Origin of the sequence: Streptomyces sp. NPDC026673 (assembly GCF_040638135.1) — a bacterium.
Taxonomy (GTDB): domain Bacteria; phylum Actinomycetota; class Actinomycetes; order Streptomycetales; family Streptomycetaceae; genus Actinacidiphila.
Window position 1 is genome coordinate 52,018 of sequence record NZ_JBEZXR010000023.1, and the last position, 22,954, is coordinate 74,971.

Below are 22,954 nucleotides of genomic sequence, written 5' to 3' on the forward strand. Positions count from 1 at the left end.
GCCGTCCGCCGTCCGACGCCACGCCCCCGCGCCGCCCCCGAACGGGGGCGGCGCGCCCGTCTCCGCCCCGGGCCGGTGACGCGGTCTCAGTCCCGGCGGAAGATGGTGATCGAGTGCCCCACCTGATCGATCGGCTCACTGCCGGCGATCAGCTCCGCCAGCCGCCCCTCCGCCTTGGCGATCGACGAGTCGGACACCACGAGCAGGCCGTGCACCTCGTCGGCCGGGACCTTGCGGGGATCGGAGGCGTGGATGCCGTAGTGCTCGGGCTTGCCGCTCCCCTTGTAGACGAGCCAGACGTGCTCGCCCGGGTGGCGTTCGCGGAGGCGGTCCGCGAGCCGGCCCAGGTCCTGGCCCCAGTCGACGTTGGAGTCGTGCAGCCGCAGATGGGTGCTGGACGTGCCGCCGAAGGCCTCGTTGGAATACTGCAGGTAGTACGGGAACGTCCGCAGGGAGCTGACGGCGACGAAGACGGCGAGCGCCGCCGCCGCGACGTCCGCCCACCGCCGCCGCAGCGCGGTGACACAGGCCGCGGCGACGGCCCCGAACATCGGCAGGAAGATCACGTAACGGACCCCGAAGTCGCGGGAGCCGGTCATGGCCGCGCCGAACAGGACGGCCGGCGGAACGAGGAGATACGGCGCCACGGGCCGCAGCCGGGGCAGCGCCAGGAGTGCGGCGGCGCCCGCGAGCCACAGGACCAGCATGCCGATCGGGGTCTTCACCAGCACGGCGGCGGGCAGGTAGTACCAGAGTGAGCCGTGGTAGTGGCGGCCGAAGAGGAAGCCCTCGAACGACGCGTCCTCGAAGCCGAACTGAACGGCCATCCCGTCGCGGTACGCCCGGGGGAGCGGGAGCGCGTCGACGACGAGACCGCGCAGGCCGTGCAGGGCCGGCAGCGTGTCGGGCGCCGTCCAGCGCAGGCGCGGGTCGACGGCGAGATAGGCGGCCCACACCACCGCGACCGCGACGAGCCCGACGCCGCCCGCGGCGATCACGCCGCGACGCAGCAGCCGGGCGGTAGGGGGCCGAGGGGTGTCCCGCCCGCGGCCGTGCCACACCGACAGCACGGCGAGGAGCAGCAGCACCGGTACCGCCGGCAGCGCGCTCATCCGCGTGGCGAGGGCCGCGCCCAGTGCCGCACCGGCGAGCGGGAGGTACAGCCGCGGCCGCTCCCGGGCCCGCCACAGCGCCCATGCGGACGTCAGCAGGAAGCCCGCCGCCGGGACGTCGAGCGTCGCGAGCGAGCCGTGCGCGATGAGGTCCGGCGAGAAGGCGTACAGACAGAGCGCGAGCAGGCCCCCGGTGGGCCCGGTGAGATCGCGCGCGAAGGCGAGGACCACCAGACCGAACAGCAGGGTCAGCGCGATCACGGGCAGCCGTGCCGCGAGCATCAGACGCCCGGGATCGTTGCCCGACTCGTAGAGCACGCTCCGGCCGAGCTCCGTCTGGTCCCCCGTGAACGCCGGGTCGAGGCGGGGATGGGTGAACGCCAGCCCACCGGCGATGAGCAGCTTTCCGAGCGGCGGATGCTCGGGGTTGTAGCGCACCTCGTGCTCGCGCAGATACACCGTCGCCGTGCCCACGTAGACCGGCTCGTCGATCGTCGGCGTCTGCTGCACGGCGGTGGTGACCATCGCGAACGCCATCTGCGCGAGCAGCGCCAGTACGGCCAGGGCGTACGGCAGCCGCCGGTGGCGTCCGGGAACCGGGAAGCGGCGCGCCGGCTCCGAAGCGGGCGTGGCCGTCGCCGGTTCGGGGGACACCGTGGGCGCCGACCGCCGTTGCTGCGTCATTCGTGCGTGTACCCCGCTGCGTGTCCGTACGGCGCCGCCTGCCGCGCCGGCCCCGCCTCGCCGGGAGCCGCGGGACACAGTAGCCCGCGGGGTCGCCGCCGCGCGCGGGCTTCGGGCTGTTGCCCGGTGCGTGTGCCGGACGCCGTACCGTGGGCGCATGGCAGTCCCCGAGCTGATCCGCATCGTCTCCCGTTCCTCCCCGATGGCGCTGGCCCAGGTCGAGCGCGTGCGCGCCGAGCTGGCCGCGCTCCACCCCGGCATCCGCACGGAGGTCGTGCCCGTCACCACGTCCGGCGACCGATGGATGGGCGACCTGGCCGCGCTCGGCGGCAAGGGCGCCTTCACCAAGGAAGTCGACGCGGCGCTCCTCGAGGGCCGGGCGGACCTCGCCGTCCACTGTGTGAAGGACGTCCCCGCCGACCGGCCGCTGCCCGCCGGGACGGTCTTCGCCGCCTTCCTGAAGCGTGACGACATCCGTGACGCGCTGGTGCATCCCGGCGGACTCACCCTCGACGAACTTCCGCCGGGCACGCGCCTCGGCACCTCCTCGGTGCGCCGCATCGCCCAGATCACGGCCTCGCACCCGCACCTCGTCTGCGTCCCGCTGCGCGGCAACGCCAACCGGCGTCTGGAGAAGCTCGCGGCCGGCGATGCGGACGCGCTGCTCCTCGCCGTGTCCGGTCTCCACCGCATCGGCAGGAGCGACGTCATCAGCGAGGTGCTGTCCGTCGAGACGATGATCCCGCCCATCGGCGCGGGGGTGCTCGCCCTGCAGTGCCGCGAGGGCGACACCGAGACGATCGACGTGGTGAGCGACCTCGGAGACCCCGCCGCCCACCGGGAGACCATGGCCGAGCGGATGTTCCTCCATGTGCTGCAGGGCCACTGCAACAGCCCGATCGCCGGTTACGCCCACTCCGAGCGCGACGGCCGCCTCTCGCTGCGCGCCCGGGTCTTCTCCCCGGACGGCAAGACCGTCCTGGACGCGCACGAGTGGGCCGGGCCGCTGGACCCCGCCACGCTCGGCACGTCGGTCGCCGTGGCGCTGCTGCGGCAGGGCGCCCGCGAGCTGATCGACGGCATCGGCCACTGAGGCACGGCCTTCCGGCCGATGCCCTACGCTTCCCCGCGGCGGGGGCCGACGGGAGGGCGGGGCGGATGACGCAGGCAGGGGCGGTGACGCGCCGCGTTCTGGTCGTCGGCATCAGCGGTGCCGGGAAGTCCACGTTGGCACGCGAGTTGGGCAGCCGCCTCCGGGTGCCGTACCACGAGATGGACGCGCTGTACTTCGACGGGCCCGGCTGGGCCGTGAGCGGGACCTTCGTGCGGGACGTGGAGGGGATCGCGGCCTCGACGGGATGGGTGATCGACTCGTTCGGGTACCCCGAGGTCCGGGACCTGCTGTGGACGCGGGCGGACACCATCGTCTGGCTGGACTATCCGCGGCGCGTCGTCATGCCCCGCGTCCTGCGCCGCTCACTGCGCCGGACGGTGCGGCGCGAGCGCCTCTTCGGCGGCAACCGGGAGACCTGGGCGGGCTGGCTCCGCCGGGACCATCCGGCCTGGTGGGCCTGGTCCCAGCACGGCGCCCGCCGAGCCGACATCGCACGGCGCACACACAGCGCGGAGTTCGCGCCCCTGCGGGTGCTGCGCTTCACGGCCCCCCGTGATGCCACGGCCTGGCTCCGCCGGGTCCGCGACGGGGACACCGGCGACGTGGCCGGGGCCGCCGGTTGACGTCGGCGCCGTGCCGGGGAGACTGGTGGGCGGTCAGCCGTCCGTCACCGTCGCTCGCCGCCGCCGTCCGTCATCGACAGGGAGAGCCGATTGCCTCGCCGCGCCCCCCGCGTGCTCGTCTACACCCGCACCACCGACTACCGGCACGACTCCATCCCCGACGGCGTCAGGGCCCTCACCGAACTGGGGGCCGGGCACGGCTTCCGGGTGGACGCCACCGAAAACCCCGAGGATTTCGAGGGGGTCCGCCTGCGCCCGTACGACGCCGTGGTCTTCCTCTCCACGAGCGGAGAGGTGCTCAGCGACGCCGGCCGGGCCGCCCTCGCAGCGCACCACGCGGACGGAGCGGGGTTCATGGGCGTGCATGCCGCCGCCTGCACCGAGTACGACTGGCCGTACTACGGGGAGTTGCTGGGCGCGCGCTTCACCGGCCATCCGCCCCTGCAGCCGGGCACGCTCGTCGTCGAGGACGGGGGCCACCCGGCCACCGCGCACCTGGGCGCGGCGTGGGAGGTCAGCGACGAGTGGTACGACTTCGACCGCAGCCCGCGCGCCGGGGTGCGGGTTCTGGCCTCTGCCGACGAATCCTCTTACACGGGTGGTTCGATGGGGGCGGACCATCCGCTGGTGTGGTGCCACGAATACGGCGGGGGGCCGGTCTTCTACACGGCGCTGGGGCACTCCGCGCAGGCCTACCACGACCGGGCCTTCCGGGCCCATCTGCTCGGCGGGCTCCGGTCGGTGATGCCGGACACGACGGACTGACCGGGACGGGCGCCCCCGACCTCACAGGCGCCGCAGCACCGCGACCACCTTGCCCAGGATGACCGCCTCCTCGCCCGGTATCGGGTCGTAGGCGGGATTGTGCGGCATGAGCCAGACCCGGTCGCCGTCGTGCTTGAGGCGCTTGACGGTGGCCTCGCCGTCGATCATCGCGGCCACGATGTCGCCGTGGTCGGCGGCGTCCTGGCTGCGCACCGTGACCCAGTCGCCGTCGCAGATCGCCACGCCCGTCATCGAGTCGCCGACGACCTTGAGGGCGAAGAGCTCGCCCGCGCCGACGATCTGCCGGGGCAGCACGAAGACGTCGTCCACCTGCTCCTCGGCGAGGATCGGGGTGCCGGCGGCGATCCGGCCGATCACGGGCACGCGCGCGGAGGGGGAGGCGCTGACCGGCTCCGTCCCCGCTTCGGTGTCCTGCTGCGAGGGCCAGGAGCAGCGCACGCGGTAGGCACGCGGCCGGTGCGGATCCTGTTCGAGCAGCCCCTTGCGCTGCAGCACCGCCAGCTGGTGGGCGACCGAGGACGTGCTGGCCAGTCCCACGGCCTCGCCGATCTCACGCATCGACGGCGGGAAGCCGCGGTTCTCCACCGAGCTCAGGATCGCCTCGACGATGCGGGACTGACGGTTGGTCAGCCCGTCGGGGCCGGTCGTCTCCGAGCCCTGCGGGCGCCCACGGCGCGCTGTCGTCCTGGTGGGCTCCATGCCCCGTCCCTCCCTGTGCGGATCTTGTCTCGATACGTAACGTTACCCTGCTCCACGGCATTTTTGGAACGCGTGTGCGAAATTCAGTCGAGTGAGTGACGGCCGCGCCCGGAACCGGCCGCGAACCCCGCCGGAATACCGCCGCCGCACCGCGGGCTCCCGTTCCTTTCGGCGTCGTGCGTTTGCCTCCGCGGCCGGTACGGGGAATCGAACCGCAATTCCCCGTCCGTGCCGAAGGACCCCCATTGCGGCCGGCGGGGGAATTCCGCGACCGGGCGGCAATGGGCGGCAATGGGCGGCACGAAGGCCGTGCGGGAGAAGGACGGACGCCTCTGAGCTGCGCGGACCATGCGCGCGCGGAGCCCCCGAGGCGATGGCGAATTGCCGCCTGTGTAGGCTGGCGAGGGCAGCGGGGCGGATGTGACGCTGGAGGAATACGCGACGATGCAGGCAGAGGACGAGCAGCGCACCGGCTCGCTCGACGAAGCCGCGGCGGTCTTCACGGCCCTGCGCCCCCGGCTGTTCGGCATCGCGTACCGGATGCTCGGCAGTGCGGCCGAAGCCGAGGACGTCGTACAGGACGTCTGGCTGCGATGGCAGGCGACGGACCGCGACGCCGTGCAGAATCCCTCGGCATTCCTGACCACCGCGACCACCCGCCTGGCCATCAACGTCACCCAGTCGGCCCGCGTGCGGCGCGAGGCCTACGTCGGGCCGTGGCTCCCCGAACCCGTCGACACCCGCGCCGACCCGTCGGTCGGAGCCGAACGCGGGGAGGCCGTGGAACTCGCGGTCCTGCTCATGCTGGAGCGGCTGACCCCCACCGAGCGCGCGGCGTATGTGCTGCGCGAGGCGTTCGACTATCCCTACCGCGAGATCGCGTCCGTGCTCGACCTCGGTGAGGCCAACGCCCGGCAACTCGTCAGCCGTGCCCGCAAGCGCATCGCCGAAGGGCGGCGGGAGCAGGTGGGCACGACGGAGCACCGGCGGCTCCTCGAGGCCTTCGTGGCCGCGGCCAGGACCGGCGACATGGCCGGTCTGGAGAAGCTGTTCGCCTCCGACGTGGTCAGCTACGCGGACAGCGGGGGCGTGGTGCGCAGGGCCGCCAGGGTCCCGGTGGTCGGCGGCAGCCGCGTCGCGAAGGTGGTGTCGGCGTTCACTCCGCGCTTCTGGCCGGGCACCGAGGTCGCGTGGGTGGAGGCGAACGGGCTGCCGGCCGCGCTCGTCACCCGGGACGGCACGCCGGTCGCCCTGGTGGCCATCGGCGCCTCGGCGGAGGGCATCGACCAGCTCATGTGGGTGATGAACCCGGCCAAGCTGACCCGCTTCGCGGGAGCGTCGAGCGGGCCGCGCGAGTCCTTCGCGTAGGCGCTCGGGCCCGGACGGCGGGCAGGCGGTCCGTGGGCTCGCGGGCCCGCCGGATACGAGGAGGCCCGCCGTGACCGGCCCCGCGGTCCCTTGGCCGGGTCCCGGCCCCCGCGGCCCCCGACGGAGCCGTCCCGAGGCAGCGGCGGCGGACGTGCTTCCCGTCGCCCGCCGGAGGTGCCGCGCCGTCAGATGTCGGCCGCGGCACGGGCGGTGGTGCCGTCGCCCGTCCGCAGCAGGCGGAGGAAGGCCTTGAGCCCGGTGATGATCTCCTCGTTGTCGGTGAGCCGGTTCACCGTCGACTCGAACTCCCGGGCCAGCGCGGTGATCCGGCGGTCGGCGTCGTCCGCCCGCTCGTACACCGCCACGCCCAGCGCGTCGACGGTGCGGCGGAGTTCGGCGAGGGCCCGGTACTGCTCCTCCGCCTTCTCCTCCAGGACCTTGACGCCGCCGTCCGTGTGCTCGACGCGCTCCAGCAACCGCACGACGTCGTCGCGCGGGTAGGCCACGTCCTTCAGCAGGGCGCCCAGCCGCCTCCGCAACTGCGCGAACCAGGCGCCCGCCGGCCGGAACACCGTGCTCAGCAGGAAGAACCCGGCGATCCAGTACCCCGCGCCGCGACCGGTGGCCACCGTGACCGCCGTCACCCCGGCCGCCGTCAGCAGATGCCCCGCCAGGGCGACCCGCAGCATCATGCGGGCGATCCGCGCGGCCTCGTCGTCCCGCGCCCGCGGCACGAGCAGGCCCTTCTCCCGGCTCACCGCGATCTCGGCCAGCACCGTGCGGGCCCGGAAGTACACGTTCCACGGCACCGTCAGGAGCACGAGCAGCCACAGTAGGCAGAGCATGCCGGCGCCCACGCCCAGCACCGCCGGCAGCGGCGCGCCCACCGCGTACACCAGGGCCAGCGCGCCCGCGGTCACCGCCAACGCCAGCACCGCGCCAAGGAATCTTCCCATGCCCGCCCCCAACTCCCTTGTCCTTGGGGCCATCGTCCCGCCGCGCCGGGCGCCGGGCATGAGTACGGCTACTCACTCCGTGCGCGCCGGTGGGAGCCCCGCACCCCGCCGACGCCCTGACCGCCCGGCCGGACGCGCGCTCAGCGGGCGCGGGTGAGCGTCTTGTGCTCGACGTAGCCGGAGAGGCCGAACGTCCCGTCGAACCCCGTCGGGGAGCCGTTGACCGTCACGGTGCGGGTGCGCAGGCGGCGGGCGACCGCCATGGCGCGTTCGGTGTCGGCGGACCACACGCCGCCCGACACCCCGTACTCGGAGTCCTCGGCGATCCGCACCGCGTCGTCCTCGCCGTCGTGCGCGATGATCGTGAACACCGGGCCGGGGATCTCCTCCTGGGCGATGCGCATGCGGTTGTCGACGTCCGCGAAGACCGTGGGGTTCACATAGCACCCCGCCTCCAGTCCCGTGGGGACCCGCGGACCTCCCCGCACGAGACGCGCGCCCTCCTCGATGCCGAGGTCGATGTACGACAGGACCCGCTGCTGCCGTTCGCGGCCGGCCATCGGCCCGACGAAGGTCTCCGGGTCCGCGGGGTCGCCCACCGTCAGGGACCCCACCATGTCGCCGACCGCCGCGACGACCTCCTCGTACCGGCGGCGCGGGGCGAGGATCCGGGCCCGGCCGGCGCACGGGCCGCCGTCGCCGCCGGGCCCGGCGTACTTCAGGTCCCGCATCGTCCGCCCGAGGTCGGCGTCGTCAAGGATGACCGCCGCCGACCTCCCGCCGACGGCCAGGCCGATCCGTTTGAGCTGCCCGGCGGCGATCGCGGCCATGCGGCGCCCGTCCCCGCTGGAGCCGGAGAAGGCGATCTTGTCGACGTCCGGGTGCGCCGCCAGGTACTCGCCGGTCTCCCGGTCCGCCGGCAGCACGCTCAGCACACCCTCGGGCAGCCCCGCCTCGGCGTAGAGCTCGGCGAGCAGCCCCATGCTCAGCGAGTTCTCCGGCGTGACCTTGAGGACGACGGTGTCGCCCGCCAGGAGGGCCGGGGTGAGCTTCGCCGTGGCGGACGTGAACGGGGAGTTCCAGGGGACGATCGCGGCGACCACGCCGATCGGCTCGCGCCGAACGATGGTGTCGAAGCCCGAGCAGGGATCCGCGGGGAGGACCTCCTCCCAGCCGAACTCCTCGGCGGCCTTCAGGGAGGCCTCGACCCGGCGGTTCAGCGAGGTCTGCGCCGGCTCGGTGAACCGGAGGGGCGCGCCGGTGCCCTCGGAGATGCGCGCCGCCACCTCGGCCGCGCGCTCCTCGCGCAGCCGGTTCACCCGGCGGATCACGTCCCGCCGCTCCTTGGGGTGCATGTGCGGCCACGGTCCGTGGTTGAAGGCCGCGCGCGCCGCGGCGACGGCGGCGTCCGCGTCCCCCGGCGCCGCCTGTGCGGCGCGCCCGAGCAGGGACCCGTCGTGGGGGGAGCGGATGTCGAGGAGCCCGGGATGGGCCGGGGCGGTCCATGCGCCGCCGATGTAGAGCCTGTCGTACACGATCATCGAGTTGCCCTTTCGGTGTCCGGGAGACGTCCCGATATACGCTCGTGAACAGCGATTTCTGTGATCGATCGGCGTGGGCGGCCCCGGTGCCGGGGCGGTCGGCCGACCGGAGGACGGAGCCCGGCATGTGCGCAGCGCGTGGACCGGCCGCCGGAGCGGCCGGGCGGACGGACGCGGCTCCGAGGCCGGGGCAGGGGCGCCGGCCCGCCGCTCTGGTCCGGGGCGAGGTGCTCGCGGCGGCGCGCGAACTGCTCCTCACCGACGGCATGGCGGCCTTCACGGTCGAGAGGGTTGCCCGGCGGTCCGGGGCGAGCCGGATGACCATCCACAAGTGGTGGCCGTCGCGGGGCGCGCTGGCCCTGGACGCCTACGTCGCCGTCGTCGACGAGCGGCTGGCCTTCGAGGACACCGGCGACATCGAGGCGGACCTGACGGCCCACATGAGGAAGTTCGTACGGCATCTGTGCGGCACCTCCGCGGGCCGGGTCGTGGCCGAGCTCATCGGCTGCGCCCAGACCGATCCCCACCTGGCCGCGCTGTTCCGCGAGCGGTACTCCGGGCCGCGCCGCGCGCGTATGGCCGCCGTCCTGGAGCGGGCACGGGAGCGCGGGCAGCTCGCGGCGGAGATCGACTCGCAGGCCCTGATCGACCAGTTGTGGGGGGCCTGCTACTTCCGGCTCCTGGTGGCCGACAACCCGCTCACCGAGGGTTTCGCCGAGGTCATCGTGCGGAACCTGCTGCACGGCGCCGGCGGTCATGTCACGGACCCGGCATGAAGACGGCCTTGGTCTCGAGGAAGGCCTGCAGCCCCTCGGGACCTCCCTCACGGCCCAGGCCCGAGGACTTCCGGCCGCCGAAGGGCACGTACGGGGCCAGCTCGAAGCCGTTGACGCTCAGCTGGCCGGCCGTCACCCGGCGCGCGACGTCGTAGGCCCGTTCCGGGTCGGCGCCGTGGACGCTGCCGCTGAGGCCGAAGTCGGTGCCGTTGGCGAGGGCCACCGCCTCGTCGACGCCTTCGTACGCCTGGACGGTGACGACGGGGCCGAAGATCTCCTCGCGGGCGATCGCCATGGCCGGCTCGACGTCGGTGAACACCGTGGGCAGTACGTAGTGGCCGTGTACGTGGCCGGGGCTGCGCCCGCCTCCGGTGACGACCCGCGCGCCCTCGCGGCGGCCGCTGTCGATGTAGCCCAGGACGCGTTCGAGCTGGCGTGCGTTGAGGAGGGGGCCGATCTGCGTCGTCCGGTTCCAGGGGTCGCCGACCTTGAGCCGCCGGACGCGCTCGCCGTAGGCCTCCACGACCTCGGCGATCCGGGTGCGCGGCGCGAGGATGCGGGTCTGGGCGAAGCAGACCTGGCCGGTGAAGGGCATGGTCAGCGGTGTCAGCGTGTCGAGGGCGTCGGGGAGATCGACGTCGTCGAGCAGGATCGCGGCGGACTTGCCGCCCAATTCGAGGGTGAGCCGCGCGAAGCGTTCGAGGGCGGCCCCCGCGATGGTCCGGCCCGTCGGCACGCTGCCGGTGAAACTGATCGCGTCCACATCACGGGAGGCGACGAGCGCCGCCGACTCCTCGCGGTCGGCCGTGATCACGTTGACCACTCCCGGGGGAAGCCCGGCCGCCTCCGCGCACTCGGCGACCACCAGCGCGTCCAGCGGGCTCTCCGCCGGCGACTTCACGACGACGGTGCAGCCTGCCGCGAGGGCCGCGGGGATCTTGTGCGCGAGGATGTTGAACGTGGCGTTCCACGGCGCGAACAGCGCGGCGACGCCGACGGGTTCGCGTGTGACGCGGGCATGCCCCCGCGCGGTGGGGCGCCGGTCGTCGAAGGCGTAGGACCCGGCGAGTTCGGCGAAGTAGTCGAACCGGCTCTCCCCGGCGTGGATCAGGTTCTCGGCGAACGTCACCGGTGCGCCGACCTGGGCCGTCCACAGCCGTGCCAGCAGCGGCAGCCGCCGGGCCACCTCGTCGGCGAGGCGCCGCAGATGGACGGCGCGCTCGGCTGGGACCATGCGCGGCCACGGGCCCTGGTCGAAGGCCGTGCGCGCGGCGGTGACCGCGTGGTCGACGTCCCGGACGTCGGCCAGCGGCACGTGCATCAGCACTTCCTCCGTGGAGGGGGAGATGATCGGTGCCCGGCGGGTTCCGCTGGGGGACTCCCAGCGGCCTCCGATGTAGAAGCCCTGGCGGATCTCCCCTGAGACTGCTGAGGACAGGTCGAACATGGCGCTTTCCCGAGGTCGGCCGAACGGGGGCGGCGATATGAGCAGAGTGTCAATATATCCCCAAAGGGATGTTTCACGGGAAACATCTCATTTCGGGCAATGTGCTGCCGGCTCGGCGCGGGGACGAAGACGTCGGAAGCCGCGCCCGCGTCTGTCCCGCGGGTGCGGCTTCCGTTTCCGTGTGAGGGGCGACCGGTCACGCGGCGTCAGTCGACCGATGCGGCCGGTCGCGAGAGGTGCAGCCGCAGCCGGGGGCCCGCCGGATGCCGGCCCCCGGTGGGGGTGTTACCAGCCGCCACCGCCGCCGTGGCCGCCGCCACCGCCGCCGTAACCGCCACCGCCACCGCCGTGGCCGCCGCCGTAGCCGCCACCGCCGTAGCCACCGCCGCCCCAGCCGCCGTAGCCGCCGCCGCCCCAGCCGCCACCGTAGTCGCCGTAGCCGCGGTCGTAACCGCCGTAGCCACCGCCGCCGTAGCCGCCGTAGCCGCCGCCGTGGCCGCCGTAACCGCCACCGCCTCCGCCGTGACCGCCGCCGCCACCGCCGTGGCCACCGCCACCGCCGCCGCCACCACCGTGTTCGGCGAGGCTGACCGCTGAGGCCGGTGAACTCGTCGGTGCCGCGACGGCCGATGTGGCCGCACCCCCCAGGGCCAGCGCAAGGCCTGCCAGCGCGGCGAGGGGCCACTTGGGAATACGCATGAGAACTCTCCCTAGCCAGGTTGAATCCTGGACGTGGACCAGGGGTGCGACCGCCGAGCCGGACGGCCCGTGCGGCGCCCTGAACCCGCTGCGGATTGTGAGGTCCCGCAGTCAAGTGGTGATGTTCGAAATGTTGCCTTTACCACTATTTGTCCACGTCCCCCACGCTCCGACCGTGAGGTCGTGACGTCAAGCAGCAAGCCTGGTAGTGCCACTACCAGGCTTGTGCAAGTGACGCGGGGGCCGCTGCCGGCCAACGGGACGCGGGGTCCGGCGGCGGCGAGGAGCCCGCCGCAGCGGGACGTCAGGCGCTCGGGGAGTCGTCGTCGAAGGGCTCGTCACTCCACCGGAACCACGCCTGATCGTCCTCGATGTGGAGCAGGAACTCGGGGACGGGGCCGGAGGGCGAGGACAGCGACACCGCCCGCCGGACCTCGTCGTACGCGGCCTCCCACGCGGACCAGGGACCGTCGTCCTCGGCCGGCGCCGTCATCGCGATCTCCATCAGCGCGAGTTCACGCTCGAAGAGCGGCCGGACCCGGGGGAACGCCGGGCCCGGCGTGAACCGCCCCGACAGCCACGGGAAGTCGGCCTCCTCGATGGTGATGTCCCCGACCGGTTCCCCGTCGCTCAGCACGCGCCAGATCCCGCCCTCGAATCCCATGCCGGCGACTACCCTCACCGGCCGCCGGCGTCCGTCGCCGGCGGTTCGTGGAGGGCGGCGTCGGCCGGGCCCCGGGTGAAGCCGGTGAACGCGACGCGCAGGCCGGCGCGCTCCGGCGAGCAGCAGAACGGCCCCGCCCCGGCGACGGCGTCGGGGGCGAGCGGGGCCAGGCGGACCAGCCGCCAGGGGCCCTCGTCGCTGCGGGCGCGGATCGTCACGGCGTCGCCGGAACGGCTGGCGCGCACGGTGACCTCGCTGCCGCCCCACTCGGGGACCGGCGCGAGCGACCAGTCGGACAGACCGCGGGTGACCACCGCGCCGAGGTGCGGCACGCCGTCGGACATCTCGACCCCGGCCTTGACCCAGTTCTCCGCGTCCACGCGGATCATCAGTCCCGCCTGGTCGTACAGCGTGTCGAAGTCCGCGCGGAAGGTCACCTCCATCGACGTGCCGGCGGGGAAGGCGGTCAGCAGGGCGTGCCCGTCGTCGCGGACGAACCCGTAGCTCGTCGTGCGCCAGAAGTCGCTGCGATCACGGGTGGTGACCAGCAGGCCCGATCCGTCCACCGCCGCCTGCTGCGGGGCGTTGAGCCACGTGGCCTCTTCCCAGTCGATCGGGCGCTGCTGGTTCATGAACCGTCCTTCCGGTCGGGCGGGTCCCGGTGGTGTGACCGGCCCCAGGGTAGATCAGTGGTCCGACAGCGGAACGGCCCGGCCGGATCGGCCGGTTCAGCCCGATCGACCGGGCGGGACGGGTCAGTCGGGGCCGAGCGGCGGCACCGTCGCGGACGCGGCGGATCCGGCCCCGCCGGACAGGGCCGACGCATCGTCGACCGCCCGGGACCCGAGCGAGCGGGCGCGGACGACCGGCTCCCTCCGTACGGTGATCAGGGCGGCGTCGTCGCCCAGCCGGCCCCCGCAGTAGGCCAGGAGGTCCTCGCGGAGGTGCCGCACCAGGTCGTCCGGGGACTCGGCGCCCCGCCAGGAGGCGATCCGCTCGGCGAGCGGATAGAAGCGGCCGGACGCGTCGCGGGCCTCGGTGACGCCGTCGGTGTAGAGCAGCAGCATGTCGCCGGGGGCGAAGGGGTAGGTGTCGACGCCGGGGTGCGAGGGCTGCAGCAGCCCCAGGCCGATGGGCGGCGCGGCCTGGGTGGGGTCGAGCGCCGCGAGGCCGTCGGCGGCCAGGCGGAGCGGGGGCGGGTGGCCGCAGTTCAGGATCCGGACCTCGGGCCGGTCGTCGGGGAAGTCCACCAGGATCGCGGTGATGAACGACTCGACCGACGCGTCCTCCTCCAGGCCGTCACAGGTGCCCTGCGCCGCTTTCCAGGAGACCGTCGCCTCCAGGTGGGCGTACATCGCGGGGAGCGGCGGCGCGCGGTAGGCGACGCTGCGGAACGCGCCGAGGACCAGTGAGGCGTCGCCGATCGCCGGCAGGCCCTTGCCGCGCACGTCCCCGATGAGCAGCCGGGTGCCGCCCGGGGTCCGCACGGCCGCGTACAGGTCGCCGCCGATGCGTGCCTGGTCCTCGGCGGCCTGGTAGTCGTAGGCGATGCGCAGGGGGCCGATCCGCTCCGGGAGGGGCTGCAGCACGACCTGCTGCGCGGCCTCCGCCACCGAGCGCACCTGTTTCAGCTCGGCCTGGTGCCGTTCGCGCAGCAGGCAGAACAGCACCGTGAGGGCGGATACCAGGATGAGCGCGATGATCTCGCTCTGCCGGTAGGACGTGGTGATCGTGCCGTCGGCCACCGACACCACGGTGAGCGCCGCCACCGCCAGACCCCCGATGAGGGCGGTGAGCCGGAGCCCGCCGAATGACGCGGTCAGCGCCGGTGCCACCACCAGCAGCGGGCCCAGGTGGCCCTCCGTGGGGATCACCAGGTCGCTGATCACGATCGCCACGATCAGCAGCAGCGGGATCGCGATCAGGGCGGGATTCCGTGTGGCGGACCAGTACGTGTCTGCGCGTGGTGCGAAACGCATACCTCCTGCTTACACCTGTCCCGCCGCCCCCGCCCGGGACGGGCCTTCGGCGGCGACGGGGAGGAGCAGCGCCGTGATGTTGTCGTGTCCGCCGGCGTCCAGGGCGTACCCGACCAGTGATCGGGCGCGGTCCAGAAGTCCGCTGCCGGCACCGGCCGCCTGGGCGGGGGCCGGCAGGTCCCGCAGTGCCCCCGGGCCGGGAAAGCAGCGCCACAGCCCGTCGGTGCACAGCAGGATGCGGCCGGCGACGGACGGACGGCTGCTGCGGACGCGGGGTTCGGGGTCCCCGCTGCCGGCGCCCAGCCAGCCCGTCAGGGCGTCCAGTTCGCCGGTGTCGTCCTCGGTCAGCGCCAGGGCCGGGCCCTCGTCCGGCAGCCAGTACGCGCGGCTGTCGCCGATCCACGCGCACCACAGGCCGCCGGGACCGGTGACGCCCGCGACGAAGGTGCAGGCGGGCGCCTCGTCCGGGGAGACGGCGAGTGCGGCGACCGCGCGGCCGGCGCGCCGCGCGGCATCCTCGAGCGCGAGCTCCGGTGGCGTCCCCGCGGGCAACGCCGCCGCCAGCGCGGCCGCGGCCACCCCGGCGGCGAGCCGGGCCGCCCGCTCGGATCGGGGCGACATCGACACCCCGTCGCAGACCACGCCGATCGTCCACGCGCCGGCCGTGGTCAGGGCCATCGCGTCGGCGTTCGTGTGACGCCGCTTCCCCCGGTCGCTGACGCCCGCGGCGCCGCCCGCCGTGACCTCCACATGCGACCGGAACGCGGGTTGCCCGGCGCCGCAGTCCCAGCAGTGGCCGTCCGGGGCCACCGTTCCACCGCACCGCGCGCATGCCGTCGTATCGTCCCCCTGGTGCCCGTTCATGGCCCCGAACCCTAGCGGCGGGACCCGGTCACCGGCCGCGGGGGCTGCGGACTGCTCAGGAGGGCGCGCTGCGCAGCGGTGCCAGGGCGGCGCTCCAGGCGAGAACCTCGTCCAGGACGACACCCACCTCGCCCGCACGGCGCGGGCCGGGCTCGAACCGGCTCAGGTCGGCGAAGTCGCGGAACAGCGAGAGCGCCACCTGCGCGCGGACGGTGGCGACCCGCAGCTCGGCCATCACCAGGCGAAGGTGCTCCACCGCGCGGGTGCCGCCGACGCTTCCGTAGGAGACGAAGCCGGCCGCCTTGTTGTTCCACTCGGCGAAGAGGTAGTCGATCGCGTTCTTGAGCGCTCCCGGGATGGAGTGGTTGTACTCGGCGGTGACGAAGACATACCCGTCGAACGAGCCGATCTTCTCGGCCCAGGCGAGTGTGTGGGGCCGGCTGTACCGGCCCATGGAGGGCGGGACCGGCTCGTCGAGCAGCGGGAGGCCGTAGTCGGCGACGTCGACCAGTTCGTACTCGGCGTCGCCGCGGCGTACGGCGATGTCGTGGACCCACCGCGCGACGGCCTCGCCGTTGCGCCCGGGGCGGGTGCTGCCGAGGATGACGGCGATCCTGGTCATGGCGTTGCTCCTGGTCCTGATCCGGGTGGCCGGGCCGGGTCGGCCGGGGTACGCGCCGCGGGCCGGTGCGTGAGCCACTTTCCATGCCCGCCCGCGGGCGAACCCGCCCGGGTCGCCGGTTCACCCGATCGCCGTCGCCACGGGGGATCAGCGGGCCGCGGGCTCCAGGGCGACGCGGACCGTGATGCGCTTGCCCACCGGCTGGCGCTGCACGTCGTAGCCCTCGCACAGCGCGAGGATGATCTCCAGCCCGTGCTGCCCGATCCGCCCCGGCTCGGCGGCGCGCGCCAGGGGGAGGGCGCTGCTGGTGTCCCACACGGAGACCAGCAGCGTGGCCGTCTCCACGACCACCTCGAGATCGAGCAGCCCGGGGCCGGGCGCGTACTTGCAGGTGTTGGTGACCAGTTCGCTGACGACGAGCTGCGCCGCCTCGACCGTCTCCACCGGTACCGGGACGCCGTGCTCGCCCTGGACGCGGGCGAGGAAATCGGCGGTGAAGCGCCGTGCGGCCGAGATGGCCTCCGAGTCGCCCTCGTGGGCGAAGCCGGCGTGGATGCACGGCCAGTCGGCCAGGTGGGCGGGGCGGCCGTCCAGCCTCGGTTCCATGGTGGTGCCTTTCGTACTGCTTCCCGGGGCGGCCGCACTCATCCGCGGCCGACCGTCCGTCTACCCCCTTTTCCGCCGCCGACGCATGCGGCGGCCCACGGCGCCGCCCGGGCTCAGTCGCGCGGGAGCCTGGTGACCGTGTCCAGGTAGAAGGCGTCGATGCTGCGGACGGCGCGCTCGAAGTCGTCCAGGTTGACCGGCTTGGTGACATACGCGTTGGCGTGCTGCCGGTAGGCGCCCGTGACATCGTCCGGCGCCGCGGAGGTGGTGAGGACGACGACCGGGATCGCGCACAGGTCCTCGTCGTTCTTGAGGACCGCCAGCAGTTCGTGCCCGTTCATCCGCGGCATGTTGAGGTCGAGGACGATCAGGTCGGGGCGCCGGTTGCCCGGGTCGCGCAGGTACTCCAGGGCGGCTAGGCCGTCCTCGACCTGGGTGAGGTTGCGGGCTCCGCGCTCGGCGAGGGCGTCGCCGATGAGCATGGCGTCGGCGGGGTCGTCCTCGACCAGGAGCACGTCATGGGGGCGGGCGGGGGCGATCATCATCATTGGCTCCGGGTCCGGTCGGTGCGCCGCGGGGGACGGTGGGGGGTGTCGCTCGTCACCAGGCCGGGCCAGCGGCGGCGGGCGCCCTGTCGGCTGATGTTGCAGGCGCGGCCGATCTGGGGGTATCCGGCGCCCGCGGCGGCCGCCTGTTCGGCCGCGAGGTTCTCCAGCCGCTCGACCGCCTGCTGGAGGAGGTTGAGCGTGTGCAGGTATGCCAGGGCCTCCGCCCGCGCCTGGGTATCTTCGTCGGCGGTACCCGGGAGGGCGAGCGGACGGAGGACACGACGGGCCATGCGCCGGGCGAGGTCGTCGACCGCGTCCGTCGCCAGTGCGGCGAGCTCCTCGTCCGGCAGACGCGGAGCGAAGTGGGTGCCAGGCATGGCCCCCACCCTAGGACCTGCGGATTCTCCCGACAACAAGTGTTGTCGTGCGGCGGCTACAGTGGGCTCCCGCCGCGCGGACACCCGACGGCGGCCAAGGAAGCGGAGGGCGCACAGCGTGGCGACTGGCGAGACGATCGTGCAGGTGAACGGGGGGCCGGAGGCGGTCCCCGCGGCCCACCAAGCCCGCGGCGCGCGCCGGTTGTCGGCGTGGACGACCCGCCGGTGGCTGCAGGCGGGTGTGAGCCTGGCCCTCGCGGTGCTCGCCGCGCTCGGCGGGCTCGGCCTGTGGGCGCTGGACCGCAGCTCGACGCTCACCGACCAACTGGTCGACGTCCGCTCCCCGGCCCTGGTCAACTCCGTCCGGCTGGAGGCCGCGCTGGTGAACCAGGAGACCGGTGTCCGGGGCTACGGACTCAGCGGGCAGCGGCAGTTCCTCGACCCCTACACCGAGGGCCTGGCGGACGAGGAGACCGCCCTGGGCCGGTTGCGCCCCCTGGTCCGGGGCGACGAGCGGGCCGCCGCCGACCTCGGTGCCGTCCTGACCGCGGCCGCGGCCTGGCAGGAGCGGATCGCACGGCCGGTCGCCGCGGCCCCCGCCACACCGGGATCGCCGGTGCCGCTCGCCACCGAGCGGGCCGACGAGGGCAGGACCTCCTTCGACCGGGTCCGCGCCGCGCTGACCACCCAGCAGGACCACCTGCGGCAGGCGCGCATCGACGCGGGCACCCAGCTCGACCGCGCCGTACGGCTGCGGAACTGGGTGTTCACCGCCATCGCGGCGGTCATCGTGCTCCTGGCCGTGCTCGTCTTCGAGGGCCTGCGCCGCGGGATCACCGGTCCGCTGGAGCGGTTGGGAACCGAGGTCCGGCACGTGACCCGGGGCCGCTTCGACCACCCCGTCACGGTGACGGGACCGGCCGACCTGCGCCGGCTCGGCGAGGACGTGGAGGCGATGCGCCGCCGCCTCGCGGACGAGCTCTCCTTCGCGGAGAAGGCCCGGCAGCTGCTCGACGAACAGGCCGCGGATCTGAAGCGGTCCAACTCCGAGTTGGAGCAGTTCGCCTATGTCGCCTCCCACGACCTGCAGGAGCCGCTGCGCAAGGTGTCGAGCTTCACCCAGCTCCTGCAGCGCCGGTACGGGGGCCAACTGGACGACCGGGCCGACCAGTACATCGGGTTCGCCGTCGACGGCGCCAACCGCATGCAGACCCTCATCAACGACCTGCTGGCCTTCTCGCGGGTGGGCCGGGTCCACAACCGGCAGAGCACGGTGGACCTCGACCGGATCGCCGACGCGACGGCGGAGGCGCTGAGCGTCGCCATCGAGGAGTCCGGAGCGGAGATCACCCGCGACCCGCTGCCGACGGTCGTGGGCGACGCCACGCAACTGGGCATGCTGTGGCAGAACCTGATCTCCAACGCGGTGAAGTTCCGGCACCCCGAGCGGGCGCCCCGGATCCACGTCGCGGTCCGCCGCGACGGCGCCCTGTGGCGGTTCTCGGTCACCGACAACGGCATCGGCATCGACCCCGAGTTCGCCGAGAAGGTCTTCGTGATCTTCCAGCGCCTGCACACCAAGGACGCCTATCCCGGCAACGGGATCGGGCTGGCCATGTGCAAGAAGATCGTCGAGTTCCACGGCGGCACCATCGCCGTCGAGCCGGACGACGGTCCCGGCACGCGCATCGTCTTCACCCTCCCGGCACAGCCGTCCGAGACCGAGACCGAGACCGAGGCCGAGGACGGCACGGGGGCCGTGGCGGAGTCCGGGACCGTGCCGGGACCCGCCGCGGCGGAGGTCGACGGGGGCGCGGGGGAGGGCCGGCCGTGACCACACCCCCCGCTGTGCCCGCGCCTGCCGCACACCACCGGATCCTGCTCGTCGAGGACGACGCGGGCGACGCGCTGCTCGTGACCGAGCTGCTGGCCGACACGTCGCTGGACTGCACGCTCGTCTGGCACAAGACGCTCGCGGACGCGTGCTTCGAACTGTCCACGAGGTCCGCCGACTGCGTCCTGCTCGACCTGCACCTGCCCGACGCGGCGGGTCCCGCCGCCGTCGGCGAGATCCAGCGCGCCGATCCGAACACCGCCGTCATCGTCCTGACCGGTCTGGCGGAAGGGCAGGCGGGCGCCGAGGCCCTCGCCACCGGCGCCCAGGACTACCTCGTCAAGGGCAAGGTGGAACCGGAGCTCCTGCAGCGCGCCGTGCGCTACGCCGTCCAGCGCAAGCAGGCCGAGCGGGCCGGTGCGGACCTGCAGGCCGGGCGGCTCCGCGCGCAGGAGAACGCCCGCCTCGAGCGAGGACTGCTGCCCCGGCCGCTGCTGACCACCGCCGCGGTCACGGCCACCAGCCGCTACCTCCCCGGGCGGGAGAGCGCCCTGCTGGGAGGCGACTTCCTGGACGTGGTGCAGACCGACGACGGGCGCGTGCACGCCGTGATCGGCGACGTCAGCGGCCACGGCCCCGACGCGGCGGCGCTCGGCGTCTGCCTCCGCATCGCCTGGCGCGCGCTGACCCTGGGCGGCCACCGGGGTCCGGAACTCCTGCGCCTGCTGGAGAGGATGCTGGTCGCCGAACGCTCGCACCCGGACCTGTTCACCACGTGCACCCTGCTGACCCTGGACTTCGCCGCGTCCAGGGCCACCGTGCACCTCGCCGGGCACCACGAGCCCCTGCTCACCGCCGGTGGCGCCACACGGCCGGTCGAGGCCCGCCACGGCGTCGCCCTGGGCATCGCACCGGGCCTGGACCACTGGCCCGCCACGATCCTGGACCTGCCGGAGCGGGGCACCCTGACCCTGTACACCGACGGCCTCATCGAGGGCCACGCGGGCCCCGGCGGCCGGCGGCTCGGCCCGGAAGGACTCCTGGGCCTGCTGGCCCGTACCCCCTCGTCGGGCCCCGACGCGCACCTCGACGCGCTGATCGGGCAGGTCCGCGACCTCAACGACGAACGCCACACGGACGACCTGGCGGTGCTCCGCCTGGACTGGGACACCGGGGCCGGCGGCGGAGCCGTGCCCGGCGACGGCTCAGCCGGGGCCGCGGCGGGCGGCGGAGGGCGCTGACTCCGGGCGCTCCAGGCGCTCCAGGAGCAGCCCCTCCCGCGTGGACCAGGGGGAGATCTCCACGCTGTCGGCCCCGCACATCTCCATCAGGGTCTCGGCCACCAGGGCCCCGGCCAGCGACTGGCCCGCCCGGTGCCGGGAGATGCCCGGAAGTTCGGCACGCCCCGCCGGGCCCATCGCGGCGAGGACGGGAACGATCTCCCGCACCTCGGCGAGCGACAGGCGGTCCGGGCCCTCGGCCGTCGTACCGCGGGCGGCGGCGAGCCGGGCCAATTGGGTGAAGGTCTTCGAGCAGGCCAGGATGCGGCCGTGCCGCGGTGCCTGCGGCAGGTCGTCCCCCAACTCGGCGAGGGACGCGCGCAGCCGTTCGCGTACCTCGTGCAGTCGCCGCTTGGAGGAGACCGCGTCCACCAGGTCCCACCGGCGGTTGACGGCGCGGGCCCCGAGCGGCAGGGAGCGGACCGTGCGCGGCTGCCCCGCCGTGCCGGCCGCGATCTCCACCGTTCCGCCGCCGATGTCCAGCACCAGCAGCGGCACTCCGTCCGAATCCGCCCACCGGCGCGCGGCCACATAGGCCAGCCGGGCCTCCTCCTCACCGGACAGCACGCGCAGCCGTGTGCCGGTCGTCCGCTTCACCTGCGCGATGACCTCGTCGCGGTTCGGCGCGTCCCGGATGACAGAGGTGGCGAAGGCGTACACCGCGGGGAGGGAACCGCCCTCGTCGGCGGCGAGCGTGCGGGCCACCGCCTGCTGGACGCTGCGCACGCCCGACCTGTCCATCCGCCCGTTCGCGTCGAGTGTCTCGTGCAGCCGCAGCCGTACCTTGCGGGCCAGCACCGGGCGCAGCGGGACGTCGTCCCGCCGCTCCACGACGGTGAGCAGCGCGCTGTGGCACCCGACGTCGAGCACTCCCGTTCTGCGTACCTTCCGTTCCGCCTTCAACCCGTACCTCCACCCCGAATCGGCCTCGCACCCCGCTCCCTGCCCGGAAGGTTCGCGGTTTCTTCCGGGGCATGAAGCGCCACGCGATCCTATTCACGGCCGGGGATGGCCCCACGTCAAGATCTTTTGACGGGATCGTGACGGGGAGCACACGGAGGGTCACGCCGTCGGAGCGCCGAGGTGGACCAGGGCGGCCGACGTCAGCGCCGTGACGCCCGCGGGAACGGCGAGCCGGGGGTCGGGACGGAAGCCGGGGGAGTGGTTCGGCGGCAGGGCCGCCATCTTGGCCGCGGCCCCGTCGCCCGCGGCGTCCGCCCACTGGCGCGGTCCGACGCATCCCAGCATCCAGTAGGCCGTGCGCACCTCGGTCGCGCCGTGCAGGGGGGCGCCGGCCGGGCCGTACAGCGGGAAGTCCTCGGTGGCCGTGGACGCGGGCCACGGGGCGACCCGGGCGGCACCGAAGACCTGTTCGTGAGCACGCCGCACCGCGGCCGCGGCGGCGGGGTCCGGCACCGTGGGGTGCGACCGCGCGAGGGTGCGGACGGACGGCTCGCGCGGGCAGCCGGAGGCCGCGCACTCGGCGGTCACGATGCGCCGCACGGCCGCCGTCACGCGGTCCAGCGCCGCGTCGGTGAAGGCGCGCACGGAGACCTCCAGCGTCGCCGACTCCGGCACGATGTTGCCCCGCGAACCCGCGTGCAGGGAGCCGACGGTGAGCACCACCTGCTCCGCCGGACTCGTCTCCCGCGACACGACGGTCTGCAGCCGCAGCACGATCGCCGCGGCCGCCACCACCGGATCCACCGCCAGGTGCGGGCTGGCCGCGTGACCCCCCGATCCGTGCACGACGACCTCGAGCAGCCGGCTGCCCGCCAGTACCGGTCCGTGCGCGTGGGCGACCATCCCGGCCGGCAGGGGGGCGGTGTGCTGAGCCAGGACGACGTCAGGGGCCGGGAAGCGGGTGTACAGGCCGTCCCCCAGCATGTCGCGGGCTCCGCTGAGGGTCTCCTCCGCGGGCTGGCCGACCGTCACCAGGGTGCCCGACCAGTGCCCGGTGGCGCCGGCGAGCAGCGCCGCCGTACCGCCCAGGCACGCCAGGTGCAGATCGTGGCCGCACGCGTGCATGACGGGCACCGGGCGGCCGTCGGCGTCGAGGGCGACGGCCTCGCTCGCGTACGCCAGCCCGGTGGCCTCCGCGACCGGCAGCGCGTCGAGTTCGGCGCGCAGCATCACCACCGGGCCGGGGCCGTTGCGGAGTACGCCGACCACGCCATGGCCGCCGACACCGGTCGTGACGTCGAACCCGGCGCCGCGCAGGCGCTCCGCGTGGCGTGCCGCGGTGCGCTCCTCGGCGCCGGACAGTTCGGGATGCCGGTGCAGGTCGAGGTAGTCCGCCACGGTGGGCCGCAGCACCTCCGGCAGGCCGTCGAGGACCGGGCCGCCGGTACCGGTCGCGGAAGGGCTCACAACTG

The 22,954-nt window shown here is 74.0% G+C and carries 23 protein-coding genes; 7 read left to right on the forward strand and 16 right to left on the reverse strand.

Annotated features, from left to right (window positions below; translation table 11 throughout):
- Positions 1–86: 86 nt before the first annotated feature.
- Positions 87–1,649: a phospholipid carrier-dependent glycosyltransferase gene (locus AB0F62_RS18060; protein WP_361799391.1), complete on the reverse strand. Its 1,563-nt coding sequence runs from the start codon at positions 1,647–1,649 to the stop codon at positions 87–89.
- A gap of 304 nt (positions 1,650–1,953) precedes the next feature.
- Between AB0F62_RS18060 and hemC the strand changes: the two genes are divergently transcribed.
- The 3 genes from hemC (at position 1,954) to AB0F62_RS18075 (ending at position 4,298) form a co-directional block, all read left to right on the forward strand.
- Positions 1,954–2,889 carry a hydroxymethylbilane synthase gene (gene hemC / locus AB0F62_RS18065; RefSeq protein ID WP_361799254.1) on the forward strand — a complete coding sequence of 312 codons (936 nt, stop codon included), beginning with the start codon at positions 1,954–1,956 and terminating at the stop codon, positions 2,887–2,889.
- 65 nt (positions 2,890–2,954) lie between these two features.
- Entirely contained in the window at positions 2,955–3,533 is a 579-nt protein-coding gene (locus AB0F62_RS18070; protein WP_361799257.1) for an adenylate kinase, read from the forward strand.
- A gap of 90 nt (positions 3,534–3,623) precedes the next feature.
- Positions 3,624–4,298 (forward strand): ThuA domain-containing protein, encoded by a 675-nt coding sequence (locus AB0F62_RS18075; RefSeq protein ID WP_361799260.1) that lies wholly within the window; start codon positions 3,624–3,626, stop codon positions 4,296–4,298.
- 21 nt (positions 4,299–4,319) lie between these two features.
- On the opposite strand, the gene lexA is transcribed toward AB0F62_RS18075, so the two are convergent.
- Complete coding sequence (lexA, locus tag AB0F62_RS18080; RefSeq protein WP_361799263.1) at positions 4,320–5,018, reverse strand: transcriptional repressor LexA; 699 nt, start codon at positions 5,016–5,018, stop codon at positions 4,320–4,322.
- Between the two features lie 444 nt (positions 5,019–5,462).
- On the opposite strand from lexA, the gene AB0F62_RS18085 reads away from it, so the two are divergent.
- On the forward strand, positions 5,463–6,386 hold the full coding sequence (locus tag AB0F62_RS18085) for an RNA polymerase sigma-70 factor (RefSeq protein ID WP_361799266.1): 924 nt from the start codon (positions 5,463–5,465) through the stop codon (positions 6,384–6,386).
- Between the two features lie 185 nt (positions 6,387–6,571).
- Here AB0F62_RS18085 and AB0F62_RS18090 read toward each other — a convergent pair whose 3' ends face one another.
- Positions 6,572–7,342, reverse strand: a complete 771-nt coding sequence (locus AB0F62_RS18090) for a hypothetical protein (RefSeq protein WP_361799269.1) — start codon at positions 7,340–7,342, stop codon at positions 6,572–6,574.
- 140 nt (positions 7,343–7,482) lie between these two features.
- Positions 7,483–8,883, reverse strand: a complete 1,401-nt coding sequence (locus AB0F62_RS18095) for an aldehyde dehydrogenase family protein (protein WP_361799272.1) — start codon at positions 8,881–8,883, stop codon at positions 7,483–7,485.
- 125 nt (positions 8,884–9,008) lie between these two features.
- Between AB0F62_RS18095 and AB0F62_RS18100 the strand changes: the two genes are divergently transcribed.
- Entirely contained in the window at positions 9,009–9,659 is a 651-nt protein-coding gene (locus AB0F62_RS18100) for a TetR/AcrR family transcriptional regulator C-terminal ligand-binding domain-containing protein (protein ID WP_361799275.1), read from the forward strand.
- Here the strand turns inward: AB0F62_RS18100 and AB0F62_RS18105 are convergent.
- The 10 genes from AB0F62_RS18105 to AB0F62_RS18150 form a co-directional block, all read right to left on the reverse strand.
- Positions 9,643–11,106: an aldehyde dehydrogenase gene (locus AB0F62_RS18105; protein ID WP_361799278.1), complete on the reverse strand. Its 1,464-nt coding sequence runs from the start codon at positions 11,104–11,106 to the stop codon at positions 9,643–9,645. The genes AB0F62_RS18100 and AB0F62_RS18105 overlap by 17 nt on opposite strands.
- Before the next feature lie 285 nt (positions 11,107–11,391).
- Positions 11,392–11,805: a hypothetical protein gene (locus tag AB0F62_RS18110; RefSeq protein WP_361799281.1), complete on the reverse strand. Its 414-nt coding sequence runs from the start codon at positions 11,803–11,805 to the stop codon at positions 11,392–11,394.
- 304 nt (positions 11,806–12,109) lie between these two features.
- Positions 12,110–12,469 (reverse strand): hypothetical protein, encoded by a 360-nt coding sequence (locus AB0F62_RS18115; protein ID WP_361799283.1) that lies wholly within the window; start codon positions 12,467–12,469, stop codon positions 12,110–12,112.
- 14 nt (positions 12,470–12,483) lie between these two features.
- On the reverse strand, positions 12,484–13,101 hold the full coding sequence (locus AB0F62_RS18120; protein ID WP_361799286.1) for a DUF1349 domain-containing protein: 618 nt from the start codon (positions 13,099–13,101) through the stop codon (positions 12,484–12,486).
- A gap of 123 nt (positions 13,102–13,224) precedes the next feature.
- Positions 13,225–14,448: a PP2C family protein-serine/threonine phosphatase gene (locus tag AB0F62_RS18125; RefSeq protein WP_361799289.1), complete on the reverse strand. Its 1,224-nt coding sequence runs from the start codon at positions 14,446–14,448 to the stop codon at positions 13,225–13,227.
- Positions 14,449–14,457: 9 nt separating this feature from the next.
- A complete protein-coding gene (locus AB0F62_RS18130; protein WP_361799292.1) occupies positions 14,458–15,258 on the reverse strand; it encodes a protein phosphatase 2C domain-containing protein in 801 nt (266 codons plus the stop codon).
- A gap of 109 nt (positions 15,259–15,367) precedes the next feature.
- Positions 15,368–15,934: an NAD(P)H-dependent oxidoreductase gene (locus AB0F62_RS18135; protein WP_361799295.1), complete on the reverse strand. Its 567-nt coding sequence runs from the start codon at positions 15,932–15,934 to the stop codon at positions 15,368–15,370.
- A 147-nt stretch (positions 15,935–16,081) separates the two neighbouring features.
- Positions 16,082–16,540 (reverse strand): ATP-binding protein, encoded by a 459-nt coding sequence (locus AB0F62_RS18140; RefSeq protein WP_361799298.1) that lies wholly within the window; start codon positions 16,538–16,540, stop codon positions 16,082–16,084.
- A 113-nt stretch (positions 16,541–16,653) separates the two neighbouring features.
- Entirely contained in the window at positions 16,654–17,085 is a 432-nt protein-coding gene (locus AB0F62_RS18145) for a response regulator (protein WP_361799301.1), read from the reverse strand.
- Positions 17,085–17,465: a hypothetical protein gene (locus tag AB0F62_RS18150; protein WP_361799304.1), complete on the reverse strand. Its 381-nt coding sequence runs from the start codon at positions 17,463–17,465 to the stop codon at positions 17,085–17,087. Before AB0F62_RS18150 ends, AB0F62_RS18145 begins: the two co-directional genes overlap by 1 nt.
- A gap of 202 nt (positions 17,466–17,667) precedes the next feature.
- Here AB0F62_RS18150 and AB0F62_RS18155 point away from each other — a divergent pair, with 202 nt between their 5' ends.
- Together AB0F62_RS18155 and AB0F62_RS18160 are read left to right on the forward strand one after the other, a co-directional pair.
- The gene (locus AB0F62_RS18155) at positions 17,668–19,299 is read left to right on the forward strand and encodes an ATP-binding protein (RefSeq protein ID WP_361799394.1); all 1,632 of its coding nucleotides are present in this window, start codon (positions 17,668–17,670) and stop codon (positions 19,297–19,299) included.
- On the forward strand, positions 19,296–20,540 hold the full coding sequence (locus AB0F62_RS18160) for a SpoIIE family protein phosphatase (RefSeq protein ID WP_361799307.1): 1,245 nt from the start codon (positions 19,296–19,298) through the stop codon (positions 20,538–20,540). Before AB0F62_RS18155 ends, AB0F62_RS18160 begins: the two co-directional genes overlap by 4 nt.
- Here the strand turns inward: AB0F62_RS18160 and AB0F62_RS18165 are convergent.
- Together AB0F62_RS18165 and AB0F62_RS18170 are read right to left on the reverse strand one after the other, a co-directional pair.
- A complete protein-coding gene (locus AB0F62_RS18165) occupies positions 20,505–21,449 on the reverse strand; it encodes a hypothetical protein (RefSeq protein ID WP_361799310.1) in 945 nt (314 codons plus the stop codon). The genes AB0F62_RS18160 and AB0F62_RS18165 overlap by 36 nt on opposite strands.
- 192 nt (positions 21,450–21,641) lie before the next feature.
- On the reverse strand, positions 21,642–22,949 hold the full coding sequence (locus AB0F62_RS18170; RefSeq protein WP_361799313.1) for an amidohydrolase: 1,308 nt from the start codon (positions 22,947–22,949) through the stop codon (positions 21,642–21,644).
- Between the last annotated feature and the right edge of the window lie 5 nt (positions 22,950–22,954).

Coding starts and splice junctions, on each gene's coding strand:
- AB0F62_RS18060 (WP_361799391.1), bottom strand. CDS start 1,649: ATGGCGTTCGCGATGGTCACCACCGCCGTGCAGCAGACGCCGACGATC.
- hemC (WP_361799254.1), top strand. CDS start 1,954: ATGGCAGTCCCCGAGCTGATCCGCATCGTCTCCCGTTCCTCCCCGATG.
- AB0F62_RS18070 (WP_361799257.1), top strand. CDS start 2,955: ATGACGCAGGCAGGGGCGGTGACGCGCCGCGTTCTGGTCGTCGGCATC.
- lexA (WP_361799263.1), bottom strand. CDS start 5,018: ATGGAGCCCACCAGGACGACAGCGCGCCGTGGGCGCCCGCAGGGCTCG.
- AB0F62_RS18085 (WP_361799266.1), top strand. CDS start 5,463: ATGCAGGCAGAGGACGAGCAGCGCACCGGCTCGCTCGACGAAGCCGCG.
- AB0F62_RS18090 (WP_361799269.1), bottom strand. CDS start 7,342: ATGGGAAGATTCCTTGGCGCGGTGCTGGCGTTGGCGGTGACCGCGGGC.
- AB0F62_RS18095 (WP_361799272.1), bottom strand. CDS start 8,883: ATGATCGTGTACGACAGGCTCTACATCGGCGGCGCATGGACCGCCCCG.
- AB0F62_RS18100 (WP_361799275.1), top strand. CDS start 9,009: ATGTGCGCAGCGCGTGGACCGGCCGCCGGAGCGGCCGGGCGGACGGAC.
- AB0F62_RS18105 (WP_361799278.1), bottom strand. CDS start 11,106: ATGTTCGACCTGTCCTCAGCAGTCTCAGGGGAGATCCGCCAGGGCTTC.
- AB0F62_RS18110 (WP_361799281.1), bottom strand. CDS start 11,805: ATGCGTATTCCCAAGTGGCCCCTCGCCGCGCTGGCAGGCCTTGCGCTG.
- AB0F62_RS18115 (WP_361799283.1), bottom strand. CDS start 12,469: ATGGGATTCGAGGGCGGGATCTGGCGCGTGCTGAGCGACGGGGAACCG.
- AB0F62_RS18120 (WP_361799286.1), bottom strand. CDS start 13,101: ATGAACCAGCAGCGCCCGATCGACTGGGAAGAGGCCACGTGGCTCAAC.
- AB0F62_RS18125 (WP_361799289.1), bottom strand. CDS start 14,448: ATGCGTTTCGCACCACGCGCAGACACGTACTGGTCCGCCACACGGAAT.
- AB0F62_RS18135 (WP_361799295.1), bottom strand. CDS start 15,934: ATGACCAGGATCGCCGTCATCCTCGGCAGCACCCGCCCCGGGCGCAAC.
- AB0F62_RS18140 (WP_361799298.1), bottom strand. CDS start 16,540: ATGGAACCGAGGCTGGACGGCCGCCCCGCCCACCTGGCCGACTGGCCG.
- AB0F62_RS18145 (WP_361799301.1), bottom strand. CDS start 17,085: ATGATGATCGCCCCCGCCCGCCCCCATGACGTGCTCCTGGTCGAGGAC.
- AB0F62_RS18150 (WP_361799304.1), bottom strand. CDS start 17,465: ATGCCTGGCACCCACTTCGCTCCGCGTCTGCCGGACGAGGAGCTCGCC.